21 protein-coding genes are annotated in these 21,297 nt (G+C 38.9%); 19 read left to right on the plus strand and 2 right to left on the minus strand.

Going from position 1 to position 21,297, the window contains the following annotated elements; translation table 11 throughout:
• The first annotated feature begins 60 nt into the window (after positions 1 to 60).
• The 13 genes from remA (at position 61) to spoVM (ending at position 12,701) form a co-directional block, all read left to right on the plus strand.
• Positions 61 to 321, plus strand: a complete 261-nt coding sequence (remA, locus tag FHR85_RS00480; protein WP_167259949.1) for an extracellular matrix/biofilm regulator RemA — start codon at positions 61 to 63, stop codon at positions 319 to 321.
• Between the two features lie 11 nt (positions 322 to 332).
• Positions 333 to 953 carry a guanylate kinase gene (gene gmk / locus FHR85_RS00485; protein ID WP_167259951.1) on the plus strand — a complete coding sequence of 207 codons (621 nt, stop codon included), beginning with the start codon at positions 333 to 335 and terminating at the stop codon, positions 951 to 953.
• Positions 950 to 1,150 (plus strand): DNA-directed RNA polymerase subunit omega, encoded by a 201-nt coding sequence (gene rpoZ / locus FHR85_RS00490; RefSeq protein WP_167259953.1) that lies wholly within the window; start codon positions 950 to 952, stop codon positions 1,148 to 1,150. Before gmk ends, rpoZ begins: the two co-directional genes overlap by 4 nt.
• Before the next feature lie 500 nt (positions 1,151 to 1,650).
• On the plus strand, positions 1,651 to 2,847 hold the full coding sequence (gene coaBC / locus FHR85_RS00495; RefSeq protein ID WP_167259956.1) for a bifunctional phosphopantothenoylcysteine decarboxylase/phosphopantothenate--cysteine ligase CoaBC: 1,197 nt from the start codon (positions 1,651 to 1,653) through the stop codon (positions 2,845 to 2,847).
• 9 nt (positions 2,848 to 2,856) lie between these two features.
• Positions 2,857 to 5,265: a primosomal protein N' gene (priA, locus tag FHR85_RS00500; RefSeq protein WP_167259957.1), complete on the plus strand. Its 2,409-nt coding sequence runs from the start codon at positions 2,857 to 2,859 to the stop codon at positions 5,263 to 5,265.
• Between the two features lie 27 nt (positions 5,266 to 5,292).
• Positions 5,293 to 6,234, plus strand: coding sequence for a methionyl-tRNA formyltransferase (gene fmt / locus FHR85_RS00505; RefSeq protein ID WP_167259959.1), 942 nt, complete (start codon positions 5,293 to 5,295; stop codon positions 6,232 to 6,234).
• A 4-nt stretch (positions 6,235 to 6,238) separates the two neighbouring features.
• Positions 6,239 to 7,594: a 16S rRNA (cytosine(967)-C(5))-methyltransferase RsmB gene (gene rsmB / locus FHR85_RS00510; RefSeq protein WP_167259961.1), complete on the plus strand. Its 1,356-nt coding sequence runs from the start codon at positions 6,239 to 6,241 to the stop codon at positions 7,592 to 7,594.
• A gap of 19 nt (positions 7,595 to 7,613) precedes the next feature.
• Positions 7,614 to 8,375 carry a Stp1/IreP family PP2C-type Ser/Thr phosphatase gene (locus tag FHR85_RS00515; RefSeq protein WP_167259963.1) on the plus strand — a complete coding sequence of 254 codons (762 nt, stop codon included), beginning with the start codon at positions 7,614 to 7,616 and terminating at the stop codon, positions 8,373 to 8,375.
• Positions 8,366 to 10,396 (plus strand): Stk1 family PASTA domain-containing Ser/Thr kinase, encoded by a 2,031-nt coding sequence (gene pknB, locus FHR85_RS00520; RefSeq protein ID WP_167259965.1) that lies wholly within the window; start codon positions 8,366 to 8,368, stop codon positions 10,394 to 10,396. The genes FHR85_RS00515 and pknB overlap by 10 nt, the downstream gene beginning before the upstream one ends.
• Positions 10,397 to 11,278, plus strand: coding sequence for a ribosome small subunit-dependent GTPase A (rsgA, locus tag FHR85_RS00525; RefSeq protein WP_167259967.1), 882 nt, complete (start codon positions 10,397 to 10,399; stop codon positions 11,276 to 11,278). It begins immediately after the preceding gene.
• A gap of 2 nt (positions 11,279 to 11,280) precedes the next feature.
• Positions 11,281 to 11,931 (plus strand): ribulose-phosphate 3-epimerase, encoded by a 651-nt coding sequence (rpe, locus tag FHR85_RS00530; protein ID WP_167259969.1) that lies wholly within the window; start codon positions 11,281 to 11,283, stop codon positions 11,929 to 11,931.
• Between the two features lie 18 nt (positions 11,932 to 11,949).
• Positions 11,950 to 12,594 carry a thiamine diphosphokinase gene (locus tag FHR85_RS00535; RefSeq protein WP_167259971.1) on the plus strand — a complete coding sequence of 215 codons (645 nt, stop codon included), beginning with the start codon at positions 11,950 to 11,952 and terminating at the stop codon, positions 12,592 to 12,594.
• Positions 12,595 to 12,620: 26 nt separating this feature from the next.
• Entirely contained in the window at positions 12,621 to 12,701 is an 81-nt protein-coding gene (gene spoVM / locus FHR85_RS14595; protein WP_167260491.1) for a stage V sporulation protein SpoVM, read from the plus strand.
• Positions 12,702 to 12,755: 54 nt separating this feature from the next.
• Here spoVM and rpmB read toward each other — a convergent pair whose 3' ends face one another.
• Complete coding sequence (gene rpmB, locus FHR85_RS00545) at positions 12,756 to 12,944, minus strand: 50S ribosomal protein L28 (RefSeq protein WP_167259973.1); 189 nt, start codon at positions 12,942 to 12,944, stop codon at positions 12,756 to 12,758.
• A 191-nt stretch (positions 12,945 to 13,135) separates the two neighbouring features.
• Between rpmB and FHR85_RS00550 the strand changes: the two genes are divergently transcribed.
• A complete protein-coding gene (locus FHR85_RS00550) occupies positions 13,136 to 13,495 on the plus strand; it encodes an Asp23/Gls24 family envelope stress response protein (RefSeq protein ID WP_167259975.1) in 360 nt (119 codons plus the stop codon).
• 30 nt (positions 13,496 to 13,525) lie between these two features.
• Positions 13,526 to 15,190 (plus strand): DAK2 domain-containing protein, encoded by a 1,665-nt coding sequence (locus tag FHR85_RS00555; RefSeq protein ID WP_341770910.1) that lies wholly within the window; start codon positions 13,526 to 13,528, stop codon positions 15,188 to 15,190.
• Positions 15,191 to 15,598: 408 nt separating this feature from the next.
• On the opposite strand, the gene FHR85_RS00560 is transcribed toward FHR85_RS00555, so the two are convergent.
• A complete protein-coding gene (locus tag FHR85_RS00560; RefSeq protein ID WP_167259979.1) occupies positions 15,599 to 16,861 on the minus strand; it encodes an NCS2 family permease in 1,263 nt (420 codons plus the stop codon).
• 184 nt (positions 16,862 to 17,045) lie between these two features.
• Between FHR85_RS00560 and sdaAB the strand changes: the two genes are divergently transcribed.
• The 4 genes from sdaAB (at position 17,046) to fapR (ending at position 21,290) form a co-directional block, all read left to right on the plus strand.
• Positions 17,046 to 17,708, plus strand: coding sequence for an L-serine ammonia-lyase, iron-sulfur-dependent subunit beta (sdaAB, locus tag FHR85_RS00565; protein WP_167259981.1), 663 nt, complete (start codon positions 17,046 to 17,048; stop codon positions 17,706 to 17,708).
• A gap of 20 nt (positions 17,709 to 17,728) precedes the next feature.
• Entirely contained in the window at positions 17,729 to 18,613 is an 885-nt protein-coding gene (gene sdaAA / locus FHR85_RS00570) for an L-serine ammonia-lyase, iron-sulfur-dependent, subunit alpha (RefSeq protein WP_167260493.1), read from the plus strand.
• A 6-nt stretch (positions 18,614 to 18,619) separates the two neighbouring features.
• Positions 18,620 to 20,656, plus strand: a complete 2,037-nt coding sequence (gene recG, locus FHR85_RS00575) for an ATP-dependent DNA helicase RecG (protein ID WP_167259983.1) — start codon at positions 18,620 to 18,622, stop codon at positions 20,654 to 20,656.
• Positions 20,657 to 20,726: 70 nt separating this feature from the next.
• On the plus strand, positions 20,727 to 21,290 hold the full coding sequence (fapR, locus tag FHR85_RS00580) for a transcription factor FapR (protein ID WP_167259985.1): 564 nt from the start codon (positions 20,727 to 20,729) through the stop codon (positions 21,288 to 21,290).
• The last annotated feature ends 7 nt before the right edge of the window (positions 21,291 to 21,297 follow it).

Raw genomic sequence — 21,297 nt, forward strand, 5'->3', positions numbered from 1 at the left:
TGCTTATATTTAGTCTATAATAGAAGTATTCTATAAAGAAATAAGTTAGGGGAGACAATAATGAATTTGAAATTAATTAATATCGGGTTTGGTAATGTTGTGTCTGCCAATCGCATTATCTCGATTGTATCACCCGAATCAGCCCCGATTAAACGAATTATTACTGTTGCACGTGATAGTAATAAGTTAGTAGATGCTACATATGGAAGACGTACACGTGCTGTAATCGTAACTGATAGTGACCACGTTATTTTATCTGCTGTGCAACCGGAAACAGTTGGACAACGTGTCGTTAATGAAGATATGAACATCGACAACTAGGAGGAAGTTTTGTGAAAGATGAAAAAGGAATTCTGTTTATCCTTTCTGGCCCCTCTGGTGTCGGGAAAGGAACGGTTCGAAAAGCCCTTTTCGATCAAGATCCAGCATTAGCTTACTCAATTTCCGTTACGACGCGCAACCCTCGCGAAGGCGAAGAAGATGGCGTCGATTACTTCTTTAAAACGAAAGAAGAAGTAAAAAAGATGATTGAACATAACCAATTAATTGAGTATGCTGAGTATGTGGGGAATTATTATGGAACACCTAAGACATATGTTGAAGAGACACTAGCCCAAGGACGTGATGTGTTTTTAGAAATAGAGGTCAAAGGTGCTTTGCAAGTTAAAGAAAACTTCCCAGAAGGTGTGTTTATCTTTTTATTCCCACCAAGTTTAGAAGAATTGAAAAATCGCATCATTAATCGAGGCACTGAAGATCAATCAATTGTCAGTAATCGATTATATGAAGCGAAAAAAGAAATTGAAATGATGGATGCATACGATTATGTAGTCGTGAATGATGATATTAATTCTGCAGTTAGACGTATTGAATCCATTGTTGAAAGTGAACACTGTAAGCGAGAGCGCATCGCTTCACAATATAAAAAAGCTTTAGGGAGTGTTGATCTATGATTTTAGAGCCGTCAGTAGACAACTTATTAGAAAAGATTGACTCAAAATATGCAATAGTGATTGCAGCTTCAAGTCGTGCACGTGAATTGCATGATGAACAGAATTATATGCTTGATGACCATAAGTCACCGAAGTATGTTGGTCAAGCATTAGAAGAAATCATCGAAGATAAGCTAACGATTGAAGACTATAAATAATAGGTATCTTAGCGTATGCAGGTTGGTGATGAGATGGCATTGAGCCATGCACCACCTAGCGCAAAACATGATGACCCAATCAAGGAACAACCTGCTTATGATCAGGTTGTTCTTTTTTAGTAGAGAGCTTTGTTAAAGTCCGTTGTTGAACTGTGATCCGCTTTCGGTGGACGCTTTCCGCGGGCACGGCTCGAGCCTCCTCGGAAATTAAAGGAACTTCGGCTAAGTACCGGACGTCAATCACAAACGCCGAAGTGACCCACATCCTGTGGGCCTCTGGGGGTCTCGAGACACGTGATATTCCCGTGACGGCCTGGACGGCCTAATGTCGACGTTGGTCACAGGACGTGACCGCTTTTAGTCGACCAGGAGTCGCCACCTTCGCTCCTCACAATTCAACAACTCAGTGCTACATCAATTGAAAATCAATACTAAGCTTTAACAGATTTTAGTTGAAATTAATGAAATTGAACGTCATGTTAAAGATGGAGGCGAAACCCATGGAACAGCAAAAACATGTATTATTGGGAGTTTCAGGTGGCATTGCAGCGTATAAAGCATGTGCACTGACGAGCAAGTTAGTTCAGCGTGGTTATGACGTCAAGGTAATCATGACAGAAGGGGCTACAGAATTTGTTAATCCATTAACATTTCAAGCTCTATCACGAAATCCTGTTTACACAGATGCCTTTGATGAAAAAAATCCCGAAAAAATCGCTCATATTGATTTAGCAGATTGGGCTGACCTAACCATTTTAGCTCCAGCAACAGCACATCTATTAGGGCGAGTTGCCAATGGTTTAGCAGATGATATGTTAACAACAACATTACTCGCAACGACAAGCCCTGTTTATGTAGCGCCAGCGATGAATGTTCATATGTATGACCATCCAGCTGTTAAGCATAACTTAACGACACTTGAGGCATACGGCTATCGTTTTATTGAACCAGGTGATGGTTATTTAGCTTGCGGTTACGTAGGTAAAGGCCGATTAGAAGAACCAGAGCGCATTATCGATGTGGTAGAACAAACTGAAAAACAAGACGCTTATCAACCCTTAGCTGGAAAACAAGTATTAGTCACAGCAGGACCGACAATTGAAGCAGTAGATGCTGTTCGTTATTTTACCAATCATTCTTCAGGTAAGATGGGTTTTGCCATTGCTAAAGTAGCACGTGAATTAGGTGCAAATGTCACATTAGTCAGCGGTCCAGTTGAACTGGAAACGCCTCCTAATATTGAACGTGTGGATGTGACGACTGCAGAAGAAATGTATGATGCGGTCATGTCCAGGTTTAATAATCAAGATATTGTAGTTAAAGCTGCGGCTGTTGCTGATTATAAGCCAACCAATCAGCATGACCGTAAGATGAAGAAACAATCAGGTGACTTAACACTTGAATTAACAAGAACACGAGATATTTTACAAGCCCTTGGTGAAGTGAAAACAACTCAATATCTAGTAGGGTTTGCAGCAGAAACAGATGATCCTATCACGTACGGTCGCGATAAGATGGCCCGCAAGAACTTAGATGCGATTGTCGTTAATGATATTAGCCAAGATGAACAAGGGTTTAAGACGGACACGAACGCTGTTGAAGTCCTAACAAATAAAGGTGAGCATCAATCAATTGCGCTTCAATCTAAAGAAAAAGTTGCACAACAATTGTGGTCGATCTTAACGAAAGAAATGTAGGTGAAAAGGGTGAACATCGCAAAGGTAGTTGTTGACGTTCCAGTATCTGCAACTGACGCTCTATTTGATTATCAAATTCCAGAAGACTTACAAACAATCGTAGAACCTGGAATTCGTGTTATTGTGCCGTTTGGGCCACGACAAATTATGGGATTTGTTGTTGATCTAACAAGTAAGAGTGAGTTTGAAAACTTAAAACCCATCCAACAAGTGATGGATTACAAACCAATCCTGACATCTGAGTTAATCCATTTATCGAAATGGTTACAACATGAAACGCTTTGCTTTCGAATTTCTGCTTTACAAGCTATGTTACCAGCTGTTTTTAAAGCGAAATATAGTAAGGAAGTTTGGTTACAGACAGACGAAACATTATTACCAGAAAATTGGCAAGCTATTTCCCAAGGACGTGAAGTATTTCCTTTTCAAGATTTAATTGACGCTAAAATTCCTGATTCTCAGATTCGACGTCACATCGAAGACGGAATTATTGAAATTAATTATGTTGTTAAAGGGAAAAATCGAGTAAAAAAGGATACATATGCCGAACTAGCTTTAAGTGAGCCTGACACACTAGAAAAGCTAGCTGAATTCTCCAATCAGGCTAAGAAACAACACGATATACTAGAATGGATACTGAATCAAGAACAACCTGTACGATTAAAACAATTGCAAGAGACTTTAGGTGTCACTAGAAGTCCAGTTAAATCTTTAGAACAAAAAGGGCTAATAAACCTTGTTCAAAAAGAGATATATCGAGATCCTCATTCGCAACCATTTGAAGCAAAAGAATCTTTACCTTTAACCGAGCAACAGCAAAATGTCATGGACCCTGTCCTAACGAATATTCACGAAACCAAACATGATGTTTTCCTATTACATGGTATTACGGGAAGTGGGAAAACCGAGATATACTTACAATCAATTGAAACGGTGTTAAACAAAGGGGAAGAAGCGATTGTGCTTGTTCCGGAAATTTCTCTAACACCTCAGATGGTTGAACGATTCAAGTCGAGATTCGGTGATGATGTTGCGGTGCTCCATAGTGGCTTATCAACTGGTGAGAAATACGATGAATGGCGAAAAATTCATCGAAGAGAAGTTAAAGTAGTAGTAGGTGCAAGGTCCGCTATATTTGCCCCTTTCGATAACCTAGGAATCATCATTATTGATGAGGAGCATGAAAACACGTATAAACAAGAGGACTATCCTAAATATCATGCACGTGAAGTAGCAAAATATCGTGGTGAATTTCATCAATGCCCAGTTATCTTGGGAAGTGCAACTCCCACATTAGAAAGTTATGCAAGGGCACAAAAAGGTGTGTACCGTCTACTGGAGTTGACAGAACGCGTGAATAAGCAAGCTATGCCAGAAATGGATATAGTCGATATGCGCGAAGAACTGGCTAAAGGGAACCGCACGATGTTTTCTGATACCCTAGTTGATAAAATCAATGAAAGAATCGAACGCGGGGAACAAGTCGTTCTATTACTTAATCGACGAGGGTACGCTACGTTTGTGATGTGCCGAGAATGTGGTGAGACGATCCAATGTGAGCATTGTGATATTTCCATGACTTATCACAGAACCCAAAACAAGCTGAAATGTCATTATTGTAGCGATGAACGGCCCATGCCAAATACCTGCCCGAGTTGCGAAAGTGATGCCATTCGTTTTTTTGGAACAGGAACTCAAAAAGTCGAAGAGGCCTTGCAAGAACAGTTTCAGCACGCTCGTATTATTCGTATGGATGTCGATACAACTAGTCGCAAAGGTGCACATGAACGCTTATTAAATCAGTTTGCTAATCAGGAAGCAGATATATTGCTTGGCACGCAAATGATTGCTAAAGGGTTGGATTTTGAAAACGTAACACTTGTCGGTGTGATTGCAGCTGATGCATTACTTCATTTGCCAGATTTCCGTGCTGCGGAAAAGTCATTTCAATTATTAACTCAAGTAAGTGGTCGTGCAGGGCGACATGAATTAACAGGCGAAGTTGTTGTACAAACTTATACACCAGAACATTATACAGTTGAAATGGCAGCAGATTATGATTATCAAGCATTTTATTTACGTGAGATGCAAGTGCGTAAACGATTTGGATATCCACCATACTATTATTTAGTTTTAATTAATCTATCTCATACCAATCACGTAAAAGCAGTCGATGCTTCAAAACGAGTGGCTCAGATCCTTGCTCGTGATTTAGGTGATACGACACAAATGTTAGGCCCAACACAATCACCAATGTTAAGGATTAAAGATCGCTATCGATATCAATGCATGATAAAATATAGAGAGCGAGAAGATGTTGAGGCAGCGTTATCAAATGTTCTCAATCATTTTCAAAAAGAAATGAATCAAGATGATTTGCAACTAACGGTTGATTTTGAACCGTATAATTTTATGTAATCAATAGCATAGATAAAGGAGTTTGCTATGACGAAACGAATTGTATTTATGGGGACACCTGATTTCAGTGTTCCAGTATTAGAACAACTAATCGAATCTAGTTATGATGTGGTGGCAGTAGTCACACAACCTGACCGTCCCAAAGGAAGAAAGAAAAAGTTAACGCCATCACCAGTTAAAGCGTTTGCTCAATCACATGAAATTCCAGTATTACAACCTGAAAAAATTAAGCATGATTATCAAACGATTCTTGATTATCATCCTGACTTAATTGTCACAGCTGCTTATGGGCAAATCCTACCCGAACCATTATTAGAAAGTCCTCCATTTGGCTGTATTAATGTCCATGCGTCACTATTACCAAAATTACGAGGTGGTGCTCCTATTCATTACGCTATTTTAAATGGTGAAAAAGAGACAGGTATTACCATTATGTACATGGTGAAAGCATTGGATGCAGGGGCAATGTTATCGCAAGAAAAAGTTGCTATTCATGACGATGATACTGTCGCTGATTTACATGATCGATTGGCCGAAGTAGGTAGCCAATTATTGATGCGAACAATCCCACAACTATTTGAAGGGTCTATTGAACCGACCGAACAAAACCACGAAGAAGCAACTTATGCACCAAATATCACACGTGATGTTGAACGTATCGATTTCTCAGATACACAACAGAATATATACAATCAAGTCCGAGGCTTAAATCCATGGCCAGTTGCATTTACGACATACCACGATCAATCAATTAAAGTGTGGGCTGCTGAGAAGGTGCAAGATAAAACGAATCAAAAACCAGGCAGCATAGTTTCCGTAGACGTTGATGAAGGTGTCGATATTGCAACGGGTGATGGTGGTATACTTAGATTAACTGAAATTCAACCAGCAGGTAAGAAACGCATGAAAACGGTCGACTTTCTAAGAGGTTCAGCTGACTTCTTTACTGTTGGCGATCAATTAGGGTGATAGGATGGCAGAGACGAAGACAGTACGCGAAATCGCATTAAATTTACTAGAACGAGTGAATCAAGACGGTAGTTTTAGTCATATTTTGATTAATCAGACTATCTCAAAACACGATTTAAAACGAGAAGACCGTGGGTTATTAACTGAAATGGTTTATGGCACGTTACAGCGACAAATGACACTAGACTATTATTTAAAACATTTCGTTGGTAAGAAAAAGCTCGATCCATGGGTGAGAATCTTACTTAGAATGTCTCTTTATCAAACGATTTATTTATCCCGAATTCCTGACCATGCCGTCATTAATGAAGCGGTTACGATTGCCAAAAAGCGAGGTCATAAAGGGATTAGCGGATTCGTTAATGGTGTTTTACGCCAAGTGCAACGCGAAGGAATACCGTCACTTGATTCTATTGACGACCCGATAAAAAAACTTGCAGTCAGTACCAGTCACCCAACATGGATGGTGAAGCGATGGGTTGAACAATACGGTTTTGAGACAACGAGAAAAATGTGTGAATCCAATATTGAATCAAAACGTGTGTCAATGCGAGTTCAACCATTAAGAATCGAGCGAGATGAAGCCATATCACATTTAGAACAAGAAGGAATCAAAACCATGCCATCTCGTTTATCCTCACAAGGATTAGTGATAACAGAAGGAAATGTGTTAGAAAGCAGTCTCTTTCCTGATCAGTTAACCATTCAAGATGAAACCTCTATGCTCGTTTCAGAAATGGTGGACCCGTCTTCTGAAATGTCCGTACTTGATGCTTGTAGTGCACCTGGTGGTAAGGCAACGCATATGGCTGAAAAGATGGCAGGAGAAGGAACACTATATGCTTATGACTTACACGAATCTAAAATTAAACTCATAAATGACAAGGCTGAAACATTAGGGTTAAATAACATCATCACAACACCTATGGATAGTCGTCATTTGAATGAACAACACGATCATGGGTCATTTGATCGTATTTTACTTGATGCACCATGTACAGGCCTAGGTGTTTTAAGAAGTAAACCAGATATTAAGTATCAAAAATCTGAAGAAAATATATCAGAATTAGCTGATGTACAACGACAACTTCTTGATGCACTTATGCCGTTACTAAAAGAAGATGGTCAATTTGTCTATAGTACTTGTACGGTGGATCAAGAGGAAAATGAACATCAAATCAAGGCGTTATTAGAACGAGTCCCTCAATTAGAAGTGGATCCGAGTTTCTTCGAGGAACTTCCTGAGGCTTGTCAGTCATTATCAGGCTTAAGTGAGTTTGGATTACAGTTGTTTCCGCATGACTTTGCGGCAGACGGATTTTTTATCACGCGTTTACGTTTTAAAAGTAATTTGAAGTGAAATGAGGTGCAATACACCTATGCATGCAGTGTTTAAATCAGATAAAGGTAAAGTAAGACAGGCGAATGAAGATAGTGGTGGTTTATTTTATAATCAAGGGGAACAATTATTAGCTGTTGTTGCTGATGGAATGGGTGGACATCAAGCAGGTGATGTTGCCAGTCGTATGGCAACTAAACATATGCAATCTTACTGGGAAGATACTGAGCCCTTCTATGATGTTCAAGAGTTAGAGGTGTGGCTTGATACGGTCGTGCAGGAAGTTAATGATGTATTAGTCGATCATGCTGCTAGTGATTTAGAATGTTCTGGAATGGGAACGACGCTTGTTGCTGCAGCATTTATTGGTCAGACAATAGTTGTTGCTAATGTTGGTGATAGCCGTCTATATCAAATCACACCTAACACGATTGAACAGAAGACTCAAGATCATTCTTTCGTTAATGAATTAGTGCATCAAGGTCATATTACGGAAGAAGAAGCTGAAAGCCATCCTAAAAAAAATATCCTAACACGAGCCTTAGGAACAGCTGAAGAAATTATCGTAGATATTATAAGTTATCCTGCTCAGAGCCCTGTTTATTCTTTACTTTGTACAGATGGCTTAACAAATAAGCTTTCAAATGATGAGTTACTACACATTGTTCAGACCAGTGAGACGATTGATGATGGTGTAGAACAATTAATTGCACGAGCAAATGAACTCGGTGGCGAAGATAATATTACAGCAATATTAGTTGAGCTATCGTTTAATGAGTCGGGTGATTCAACGTGGTCTTAGGCAATGTATTAAATGATCGATATCAAATTATTCAATACATAGGCGGCGGTGGTATGGCTAATGTTTATTTAGGCCAAGATTTAATTCTAAACCGTGAAGTCGCCATTAAGATCTTAAGACTTGAATATGCTGACAACCAAGAGTTTATCGAGCGTTTCAATCGTGAAGCTGAAGCGGCAATTAGTTTATCTAACGAACATATTGTTAGCATATATGATGTAGGGCAGGAAGACGATATTCACTATATGGTGATGGAATATATTGATGGCATGACATTAAAACAATATATTCAATCACAAGGCCATGTTCCAATGGAAGAATCTGTGCATATCATGCTTCAACTTACAAATGCCGTGGAACATGCCCACCAAAATGGCATTGTCCACCGTGATATTAAGCCACAGAATATACTAATTGATCAGTCGGGACATATAAAAATTACGGATTTCGGAATCGCTCGCGCTTTAAGCACGACTTCATTAACTAAAACCAATGATGTTATGGGTTCTGTCCATTACTTATCACCAGAACAAGCACGAGGTGGTTTAGCAACCAATAAATCTGACATCTATTCATTAGGTATTGTTTTATATGAGTTGCTAACTGGAAGGCTTCCGTTTTCAGGAGAATCAGCAGTATCGATTGCTTTAAAACATATGCAAACGGAACCACCATTTGTTCGAAGTTTTAACCCGAATATCCCTCAAAGTTTAGAAAATGTTGTATTAAAATCAACCGTCAAAAATCCATTAGAGCGATATGAAACAGTAGAAGAGTTAAGACAGAGCTTAGAAACTGTCTTTGATCCATCAAGACTTAACGAAGCAAGGTATGTTCCACCTGTTGAAGAAGGTGAAGATACCAAGGCTATTCCGGCTATTAATGAAGAACAGAGTACTCATTCAGTAGCTAATAGTAATCAATCTGAAACGATTGTACCTGGCAAACAAAATGGTTCTGATAAACGCTCGAAAAAATGGGGTATATGGATAACAGTAGGATTATTTATTGTGATTGCAGCTATTGTACTCGCATTATTTGTTTTACCGGGTCTATTTATGCCTAAGGATGTTACTATTCCAGATGTAAAAGAAACGACCTATGAAGATGCAGTCACAGAACTATCAAATTTAGATTTGGATGTCGAGCGAGAATCAGTTTTTTCTGAAGAAATAGATGAAGGTTTAGTTGTTCGTTCTGAGCCTAATGCGGACTCAACGGTTAAGGAAGGTTCGACCGTAACACTTTACACCAGTCTCGGTCAGGAAAAATTAGAATTCCCAGATTATGTAGGGGATGAATTTAATGATGTGAAACGTTATTTAGAAGCGAATGGTTACCAAGAAGTTATTCACTACGAACAAACGTCGGAACAACCAGAGGGCCAGATCATCAATCAAATTCAGCCCGAACCAGGACAAGAGATCATTCCGGAAGAGACACGAGTTATTTTTGATATTAGTCAAGGACCGCCATCGACAGAAATTCCATCGTTTACGAATTGGACATTAGATGAAGTTCAAGATTACGCTGGAGAGCATAATCTAACATTATTAACTGAAGAAGAGCACTCAGAAGAGTTTTCAGAGGGGCGTATCATTCGTCAAGAGCCAAGCCCTGAAAGCGAGCTAGAAGAAGGCGATGAGGTGAAAGTTTTCGTGTCGGAAGGCCCAGAACCACAACCTATTACTGAAACCGTATCATTCACAGTTGAATATGATGGTTCACAAACTGAGAATAATCAAAATAATAACGGAGAAGGTTCATCCAACAATGGTGACCAAGCTAATCAGTCAAATCAAGAAAATGAAGAGCCCCAAGGTCAAGAAGTCAGTATTTATATCGAAGACCAAGACAATAGTATAGAAGATATTTATGAAGAAGATGTCATACGTGAAGACACAACGTATGAAGTAGATTTAACAATTGCGCCAGATTCAACAGGTGAAGTATTGGTTATTAAAGAGGAAGAGCAAGTTTATCAAGAAACAATCCCATATGATTCAGGAGAGAGTGAGTAAATGGTTCAAGGCAAAATAATGAGAGCATTAAGCGGATTTTATGATGTGATGGTTGATGGTCAAGTGTATCGTTGTAAAGGACGTGGATTATTTCGTAAACAAAAAATCACCCCATTAGTTGGTGATGATGTCGATATCACATTAGAAGAGGACGGAACAGGTACCATTACCGATATAGAGAAACGCCACCATGAATTAGTCCGTCCACCTATTGCGAATGTCGACCAAGCTATTGTTGTTACATCAACAGTTGAACCTGATTTTAATCCATTATTGCTAGATCGATTTTTAATGTTGATTGAACATAAACAACTAGATACCGTGATCATTTTCACAAAGGACGATTTATTAACAGATGATCATCGACAAACAATCGAATATTACCGTCAAGCCTATGAACAAATTGGTTATCCGATTGTGCAAACGTCTAATGAACCAGTTAAATTAACCGACCAACTTAAACCTTATCTAAGCAATAAAACGTCTGTTTTTGCTGGTCAATCTGGTGTAGGAAAATCAACATTATTAAATCAAATGGATGACTCATTAAACATTGAAACAAATGATATTTCTCAAAGTCTTGGTCGAGGGAAACACACGACACGTCATGTAGAGCTTTATTCATTAGGTGGTGGGTTGGTGGCTGATACACCAGGTTTCAGTGCGTTGGATTTTGATGAGTTATCGCTTGAGGATTTACGTCACTGTTTTCCTGAATTTCTGAATTATGAAGATGCCTGTAAGTTTCGAGGGTGCTACCATATTAACGAGCCGAAATGTGCAGTGAAACAAGCTGTAACTGAAGGTGATATTGAAAAATTTCGTTATCACCACTATCAACAGTTTTTTGAAGAAATCAATCAAAGAAAGTCGAGGTATTAAATATGACGAAGGTTGCTCCATCTATTTTATCTGCTAATTTTGCAACATTAAAAGATGAAATCGAATCAGTAGAAGGTCAGGCGGATTATATTCATGTCGATGTTATGGATGGTCATTTTGTACCTAATATAACAATTGGTCCTATGATTGTAGAAGCGATTCGTCCAGTAACAGAATTACCATTGGATGTTCATCTTATGATTGAAAATCCAGATCAGTACGTTGATGCTTTTGCTGAAGCAGGAGCTGACATCATTTCTGTACATGAAGAAGCATGCCCTCATTTACACCGAGTCATTCAACAAATTAAACAGCATGATGTAAAACCTGGGGTCGTCATTAATCCAGCGACACCTGTGTCATCGATTGAACCGATTTTGCAAGACGTTGATTTAGTGTTAGTGATGACAGTAAATCCCGGTTTTGGTGGTCAATCATTTATTGATTCGACTGTTGGTAAAATAGAAGAGCTAGCTCAACTTAAATCAGATTACGGTTTTGACTATGAAATTGAAGTCGATGGTGGCGTTAAACCAGAAACAGCTAAAACATGTGTTGAAGCTGGAGCTGACGTATTAGTCGCTGGTAGTGCTGTTTTCAAATATGATGATCGCAAAGCAGCAATAGAAGCTATTCGATCTAGTTATAAATAAGTTTAGGAGGATCCTGCCATGGAAAAAGTGGCAATAGTCGCTGGTGGACCACCAGTTGATATACCATCATTTCAACAATACCCATCGATTACGACTTGGATTGGAGTCGATTCAGGAGCTAAAATTCTAAGTCAATCATTAAATGAATTTGACTATGCAGTGGGCGATTTCGATTCTGTAACTTCTGAAGAATTGGCCGGTATTCAAGATGTGTGTCATGATGTTCGAATTCATCCATCTGAGAAAGATGATACAGATTTAGAGATAGCCATAAATTTAGCGATTTCACTGAATCCTGATCAAGTCTTAATTTTCGGTGCCATGGGCGGAAGAAGAGACCATGAATGGGTTAATTTAATGTTACTTCAATCTTTTATACCCCATCAAATCGATGCGTGGTTGTGTGATAAACAAAATGAAATAACACTAAAAAAACCAGGGACATATACTATTAATCGAGATCATACATTTCCTTATATCTCTTTTCTTGCATTAACAGAAACCGTTGAAAATTTAACATTAGACGGTTTTAAATATCCATTAGACAGCTATTCCATTAAAAGTGGCTCCTCTTTGACTGTATCCAATGAATGGAATGAAAAAATCGGTACTTATTTTTTTACTCGTGGCATATTAATAGTGATAAAGAGCCGTGATCAATAAGAAGCGTTAGGTATAGGAGGGGGAAGATGACGTTTCATACGATTAAATTACCCAGATTTTTAGGTGGCCTTGTCAAATCAATGTTAGGGTTAGTGAAGAAGGATTAACAAAAAAACTCGCTTACAATGCGTGATTGTAAGCGAGTTTTTTATTGATTAACATTATACACGCTGAACTTTACCAGATTTCAAAGCACGTGCTGAAACATAAACCTTTTGTGGTTTACCGTCTACCATGATACGTACTTTTTGAACGTTTGATTTCCATTTACGTTTATTGGCATTCATTGCGTGTGAACGGTGATTACCAGTTGACGTTTTGCGTCCGGTAATTTTGCATTTACGAGCCATTTAAAATCCCTCCTACTTCTCTTTCTATCACTTTATATACTTTATCATATGGTCGAGCTGATTTCAACGATGGAATTTTACCTTATCAAGTTTATATACTTGACAGATTGAAAGGGGTAACAAAGCTTTTAAAATTAAACCTTATATAGTAAAATAACGTTAGTTATCGTCATCAACCAAGGAGGATGGTTATGTCAATCGAATTTAATAATGAATATGGACAAGTATCGATCACGAATGAAGTTGTCTCGACAATTGCTGGTGGCGCCGCAATGGAATGCTATGGTATAGTTGGTATGGCTTCTAAAAAGCAATTAAAAGACGGCTTATCAGAGATTTTAGGTAAAGAAAATTTCACTAAAGGTGTTGTCGTACGTCAAGAAGATGACAAACTAAATATTGATATGTATATTATCGTTAGCTACGGTACGAAAGTTTCAGAAGTTGCTCATAACGTCCAAAACCAGGTTAAATATGCTTTAAAACGAATGGTTGGATTAGACGTCGTATCAGTCAATATTTATATTCATGGCGTTCGCGTAACGACTTAGATGATTGTTGTGGATGAAGGAGGAAATGTTGTGTCAAATCATACATTAACAGGTGAGCAGTTCGCTCAGATGGTTTTATTAGGAGCGAACCACTTATCAAACCAATCACAAATGATTGACTCATTAAACGTATTTCCGGTCCCTGATGGAGATACCGGAACAAATATGAATTTAACGATGACTTCGGGTGCATCAGAGGTAGAAAAAGTGACTTCTGATCATATTGGAGAAGTGGCTAATTCTTTGGCTAAAGGCCTTCTAATGGGAGCACGTGGTAATTCAGGTGTTATTTTATCTCAGTTATTCCGTGGTTTTTCTAAGAGTGTTAAAGAGAAAGAAACCTTAACAGTTAAAGACTTAGCTGATGCTTTAGAATCAGGGGTTGAAACCGCATATAAAGCCGTTATGAAACCAGTTGAAGGAACGCTTTTAACTGTGGCAAAAGACGCTGCTAATCAAGCTAAGAACATTGCTAATGACGATCAAGATCTGGTTGAATTTTTCACAGCTGTATTGGATGAAGCTAAAGCTTCACTTGAACGTACACCTGAATTATTACCAGTGTTAAAAGAAGTTGGCGTTGTTGATAGTGGTGGACAAGGATTAGTAACAGTTTATGAAGGATTTCTAGCCTCGCTTAAAGGTGAAGAAGTCCCTGAAACACAGTCTCATCCATCCCTTGATGATATGGTTAGTGCTGAACATCATAAAATGCATCAAGATTTTATGGAAACTGAAGATATTGAATTCGGTTACTGTACAGAATTTATGGTAAAGTTTGAAGAGGATAAATTGCAAAATAATCCTTTTGATGAAGATGCCTACCGTCATGAATTAAGTGAATATGGCGATTCTTTACTTGTTGTTGCTGATGATGAAGTCGTTAAAGTACATATTCACGCAGAGCATCCAGGTAAGGTTATGAACCTTGCCCAAAAATATGGAAGCTTAATTAATATTAAAATCGAAAACATGCGTGAACAACATACGTCAATCGTGGGTGAACAACCTAAAGAACAAAAGAATTCACCAAAACAACCATTAGCAGTTGTTACCGTTGGCATGGGCCAAGGAATTAAGGAAATGTTTGAAAGTTTAGGAGCGACGGTTGTGATCGAGGGTGGTCAAACGATGAACCCTAGTACGCAGGACATCGCGACAGCTGTTGAACAAGCTAATGCTGAGAAAGTACTTGTTTTACCTAATAATAAAAACATTGTCATGGCAGCTGAACAAGTTAATGAATTAGTTGAATCTGAAGTTCATGTGGTACCGACTAAAACGGTCCCTCAAGGTATGAGTGCCATGCTAGCGTTGAACTTAGAAGCAACAATCGATGATAATGTGACGTCGATGAGTGAAGCTATGCAACATGTTAAAACAGGGCAACTAACATATGCTGTACGAGATACACAAATTGATGGTCGTGAGATTCAAGAAGGTAACTTCATGGGTATTATCGATGGATCAATAAGTGCTGTTAATCGTGACAAACTCGAAGCGATTTTTGAACTATTAAATAATCTTATAAATGATGAAGAAGACGAGATTGTGACGATTTTACAAGGCGAAGAAGGAACAGATGAAGAAGTTCAACGTATGGAAGAATATATTGAAGAACATTTTGAAGAAATAGAAGTTGAAGTGCATAAAGGTCAGCAACCTATTTATTCATATATTTTATCTGTCGAATAATATAGAAAATGATATTGATTTATAAATTACGCTCTGTTAGATTTAGTGTTGATTTGAATAGTTAAGCACGGAGTTGTTGAATTGTGAGAAGCGAAGGTGGCGACTCCTGGTCGACTAAAAGCGGTCACGTCCTGTGACCAACGTCGACATTAGACCGTCCGGGTCGTCACGGGAACAGCACGTGTCTCGAGACCCCCAGAGGCCCACAGGATGTGGGTCACTTCGGCGTTCGGACAGGACGTCCGGAACTTAGCCGAAGTTCCTTTAGTTGCCGAGGAGGCTCGAGCCGTGCCCGCGGAAAGCGTCCACCGAGAGCGGATCGCAATTTCAACAACGGACTTTAACGGAGTCAATAATTAAAAAGCTGTTTTAAGTTGCGAATAAAATCAACTTAAAACAGCTTTTTTCTTACATAATCCCTTTTAAAATAAATTCAATTAAGAATAATATTGAAATTAAAATCATGAGTGGTTTTAATTCTTGTTTACGCCCTGAGACGATTTTGACAATCGGGTAAGCGATAAAACCAAATGCCATCCCGTCAGCAATACTGTACGTGAACGGAATCATAAACATAATTAAAAATGTTGGGAATGCCTCAGTCATATCATCAATATTAATGTGTTTGATTGATTGCATCATCAAGACACCAACAATGATTAAGATGGGACTGATTGCATTCGCTGGTACGAGCGAGATATAAGGGATTAGAAAGAACGTTGATAAGAACAATAATCCAATTACAATACTCGCTAAACCTGTTCGTCCTTTGGCTGCAGTCACAGCAGCTGTTTCAGCGGCTGGGATCGTAGGTGAAGTTCCTAGGAATCCACTCAACATAGCTGTGATAGCACTACTTTTGTTAGCACGGTGAAATGATTCATGACGATCAATCATATCGAGTTGGCCATGTAATAATCCCATGCTCTCAAAGATGAGTACTATAGCTAAAGGTAAGACAGCTATCCAGAATGTGAAATCTACCATATGTCCAAAAGTTGGCAAGACAAGGAAGTTTGCAATATTTTCTGCAGTGATGGATGTCTGTTCTGTATCCAAAGTGCCAAATACATATGCAATACCAGTACCAATGACCATTGTTAGTAAAAAGTTAGCTGGTACATTCTTCACAAACAATATGACACCAACAAGTAGAGACAATAAACTAACGATTACAGACGGTGAAGAAAAGTCACCGAGTGAAATAATCGAATGTTCACCACTTACAATTAAACCACCGTTTTCCAAACCAATTAGGACTAGAAATAAGCCGAGTCCAATGGTGATGCCATGCTTTAAAGCATCTGGTATAGCTTGTTTAAATGCTTCACCCAGTGGTGTAATAGCTGTGAGAAGAAAAATCAAACCAGAAACAACGACAACACCCAATCCTTGTTCATAAGTGAATTGATATTGTTCAACAATTGAGTAAGCGAATAATGCATTCACGCCCATTCCGGGTATGATGATAATTGGAACTCGAGCCCAAATACCGACAAGTAAACAGCCGATGGCACTGGCTAAAATCGTCGCAATCATAGCATCTTCACGATTAATGCCGGCATCACTTAGGATGGAGCTGTTAACCACGACAATGTAAACAGTCGTTAAATAACCAATGAGGCCAGCGATGATTTCATTTAACCAATTTTTATTTGGCCAATTATTCATGTTGACTCCTTCTTTTTTTGTGAGCCCTCACCCTCCCAGGTTGTAAAACCCAAACAATATTATAAGCACTGTATATTAAAATATCAACTGAATCAGGGTATCCAAAGAGAATAACGGTTGGAATTTCGGACAAATAACGATAGAATAGAAGTATAACGGAAAAGGGAAAAGGAGAGTGCCAAGCATGAAATTCAGATCGGTTTTCGATGTTATTGGACCTGTCATGATTGGTCCATCGAGTTCGCATACAGCAGGTGCTGCTCGGATCGGTAAAATGGCACGAGAATTATTTGGTCGTAAACCAGATTGGGCTAAAATCCATTTATATGGTTCGTTTGCTAAAACGTATCAGGGTCACGGAACAGACGTAGCGTTAATTGGTGGAATACTAGGTTTTGATACGTATGACGAACGGATTCGTGATGCTAGAGCCTTGGCTAAAGATGAAAACGTTGACATAGAAATCATTGAAGAAGATGGCTCGTCAGAACATCCGAATACAGCTCGGATTGAATTGGGTGATCAAGAAAGCACCTTCGAGTTAGTCGGTATTTCAATTGGTGGGGGCAAAGCAGAGATTACGGAATTAAACGGTTTTGAATTACGTTTATCCGGCAGCTCACCAGCGATATTGGTGATGCATAATGACCGATTTGGTGCTATTGCATCCGTCACAAATGTTTTAGCAGAGTATAAGATTAATATTGGTCACATGGAAGTATCAAGGCGAGAAGCAGGAGAAGAAGCCATGATGGTCATTGAGACTGATGAGAAGATTCCAAATGATGTGATGGATCAATTAGATGATTGCGATCACATTTTACAAGTAGTAACAATTTCTGAATAGGGAAGGAGTGAGACAGCATGATGTTTCAAAATGTAAGTGAGCTCGTCCAAAAAGCTGAAGAAGATGGGATTTCATTATCAGAGGTGATGATTCGTCAAGAAGTTGATGAAACAGGAAAGCCTCGTGAAGAAATTTTTGCTGAAATGGGACGTAACTTAGATATTATGGAAAAATCCGTAGAAGATGGATTAGAAGGGGTTGAGTCCAAATCTGGTTTAACAGGTGGTGACGCCGTTTTAATCCAAAAGTATATGGCTGAACAGGAATCATTGTCAGGAAATATGCTATTAGATGTTGTTAGTAAAGCGGTGGCGACAAATGAAGTGAATGCGGCGATGGGTACGATTTGTGCAACGCCTACAGCAGGAAGTGCAGGTTGTGTTCCAGGCGTACTATTTGGATTAAAACCCCGGTTAAATCCTACTCGTGAACAAATGGTACGATTTTTATTTACCTCAGGTGCATTCGGTCAGGTGGTTGCCAATAATGCCTCGATCTCTGGCGCTGCAGGTGGTTGCCAAGCGGAAGTCGGTTCAGCAGCTGGTATGGCAAGTGCGGCAGCGGTCGAAATGGCTGGTGGAACACCTCAACAATCTGCTGAAGCAATGGCCATTACACTTAAAAATATGCTCGGATTAGTTTGTGACCCTGTTGCCGGTCTAGTTGAAGTCCCATGTGTTAAACGAAATGCGATGGGTTCATCCCAAGCGATTGTCTCAGCCGATTTAGCGTTAGCTGGTGTAACTAGTCGAATTCCAACAGACGAAGTGATTGGAGCTATGTTCCGTATTGGCGAAAGCATGTCACCAGCTTTAAAAGAAACAGCAGAAGGTGGCTTAGCTGCTACGCCTACAGGCCGAGAGTTGGCGAAAAAAGTGTTTGGTCCTGCTATGGGAAGTGAGTGATTAACGTTGTTAGAAGAGTCAGTTGAAATCATCCCCAATGTGGGTGATAAAACAAAGGAACAGTTAGAAATGCTTGATATTACGAAAGTGGGAGATTTACTCTTCCACTTTCCTTTTCGTTATGACTTCTTAGAACTGAAGAATTTAGAAGATATTGAGCATGAAGAAGTGGCGACGATTGAAGGCGAAGTCGTTTCACAACCAAATGTGTCGTTTTTTGGTAAGAAAAAATCACGACTGACTTGTACCATTCAAGTTGGTGTCGTAGCAGTAAAGGCTGTGTTTTTTAATCAAAATTTCTTAAAAGATAAGCTAATTCCAGGTGAAACTGTGACACTCACAGGCAAATGGGATATGCACCGTTTACAATTAACTGTACATAAGTATCATCCTAAGTCATTTGATGAAGCAGAATCAATAGAACCGGTGTATCATACAAAAGGGAATTTAAAAGTCTATCAACTTAAAAAATTAATTCGCTATGCTTTGAAATCCTCTTTACAAGAAATCGAGGAAATATTACCTGAACAATACTTACAAGACTATAAATTACCAGTACGCCAAGAAGCTATTCGTCATTTACATCAACCCGATTCACAAACCTCTTTAAAACATGCTAGACGCCGGTTTATTTATGAAGAATTATTTCTATTTCAATTAAAAATGCAATATATTCGAAAAGAGAACAAAGCTCAATCAATCGGAACTCAAAAGAGTTATAACGAAGAAAAAGTTCAAACGTTTATCGATGCTTTACCTTTCCAATTAACCCAGAGTCAGTTGAGGGTTCTAGACGAAATTCTGAACGATTTAAAGCATGAGACACGAATGAATCGTCTTTTACAAGGTGATGTTGGTTCCGGAAAAACAGTCATTGCAGCCATTGCTTTATATGCAACAACGCAATCAGGACAACAAGGAGCTCTAATGGTTCCTACCGAAATACTAGCTGAACAACATGAGGATTCTCTTAATGACTTATTCGGCGATCAGCTTAAAATTCGTTTATTAACTGGATCGATTAAAGGTAAAAAACGAGAAGCGATCTTAGAAGAATTGGCTAATGGTGAAGTCGATCTATTAGTGGGAACGCATGCTCTTATTCAAGATGATACGATCTTTAAACAATTAGGATTAGTCATTATTGATGAACAGCATCGCTTTGGTGTAGAACAACGCAAAACATTGCGTGATAAAGGCTTAACCCCTGATGTGTTATTTATGACAGCAACACCAATTCCGAGAACACTATCCATCACTTCATTTGGTGATATGGACGTATCTGTTATTGATGAGTTACCAGAAGGACGGTTACCTGTTGAAACATATTGGGTTAAGCATCAAATGACAGAACGAATTCACCAGTTTTTGATTGACCAGATTGGTAAGGGACAACAAGCTTATGTGATTTGCCCCTTAATAGAAGAATCAGATCAATTAGATATTCAAAATTCAGTTGAAATTTATGAAACATTAAATCAAGTGATGCCAGACTCTATTCACGTAGGTCTTATGCATGGTCGTCTGAGTGCTCAAGAGAAAGAGGATATCATGCGACAATTCGCAGCCAATGAAATCCAATTGCTTGTTTCAACTACAGTGATAGAAGTTGGCGTGAATGTTCCAAATGCCACGACGATGGTCATTTACGACGCTGAACGATTCGGATTAGCGCAGTTACATCAATTGCGAGGTCGTGTAGGGCGTGGTAGTGATCAGAGTTATTGTATTTTGATGTCAGATCCTAAAACTGAAAACGGACAAGAACGTATGCGTGTTATGAGTGAAACAACTGATGGTTTTGAGTTATCAGAGCATGATTTGCAAATTCGTGGGCCAGGCGACTTTTTTGGCAAAAGACAGAGTGGTCTTCCAGAATTTAAAGTTGCGAATATTGTAGAAGATTACCGTGCTTTAGAAGTCGCAAGGCAAGACGCAGTCCGTGTCATGCAAGAGAATCGATTAGAGAACAATCCAGATTACGGTGAATTAAAACAATTGATTGAATCCGATCCATTAATCCAAGAACGAATTTTTGATTAATGTTTGCATCTAACGGTGACGTATTATATATTACTATTAGGACCTAGTCATAAAATGGACGGTGTATGACATGAAACAAAAGAAAAAAGAACGGCAAGAACAGTTGACACAGCTGATTGATGAAACACCGTTTATTACAGATGAAGCATTAGCTAATAAATTCGGTGTGAGTATTCAAACGATCCGTCTAGATCGGTTAGAATTATCAATTCCAGAATTACGCGAGCGTATTAAATATGTTGCCGAAAAACAATGGGATGAAACCGTTAAAGCACTACCTTTGGATGAAGTAATTGGTGAAGTTGTACATTTAGAATTAGACCAATCAGCTATATCACTGATTGATATTAGTTCTGAACACGTATTTTCACGCAATCAAATCGCCAGAGGTCATCATTTATTTGCTCAAGCTAATTCACTTGCTGTTGCCGTTATAGATGATGATTTGGCTTTAACATCGCAATCCGATATACGGTTCACTCGTCCTGTAAAATTGTATGAGCGAGTGATTGCGAAGGCGAAAGTACAAGGTGATGATGATAAAGGCCACACGATTGTGGACGTTACGAGTTACGTTGATGAAGAAGTCGTCTTTCATGGTCGCTTTCATATGTATCGATCAACTGATGAATAAAAGGAGT

The sequence above is a fragment of the Alkalibacillus almallahensis genome, from assembly GCF_011761495.1.
Classification (GTDB): domain Bacteria; phylum Bacillota; class Bacilli; order Bacillales; family Alkalibacillaceae; genus Alkalibacillus; species Alkalibacillus almallahensis.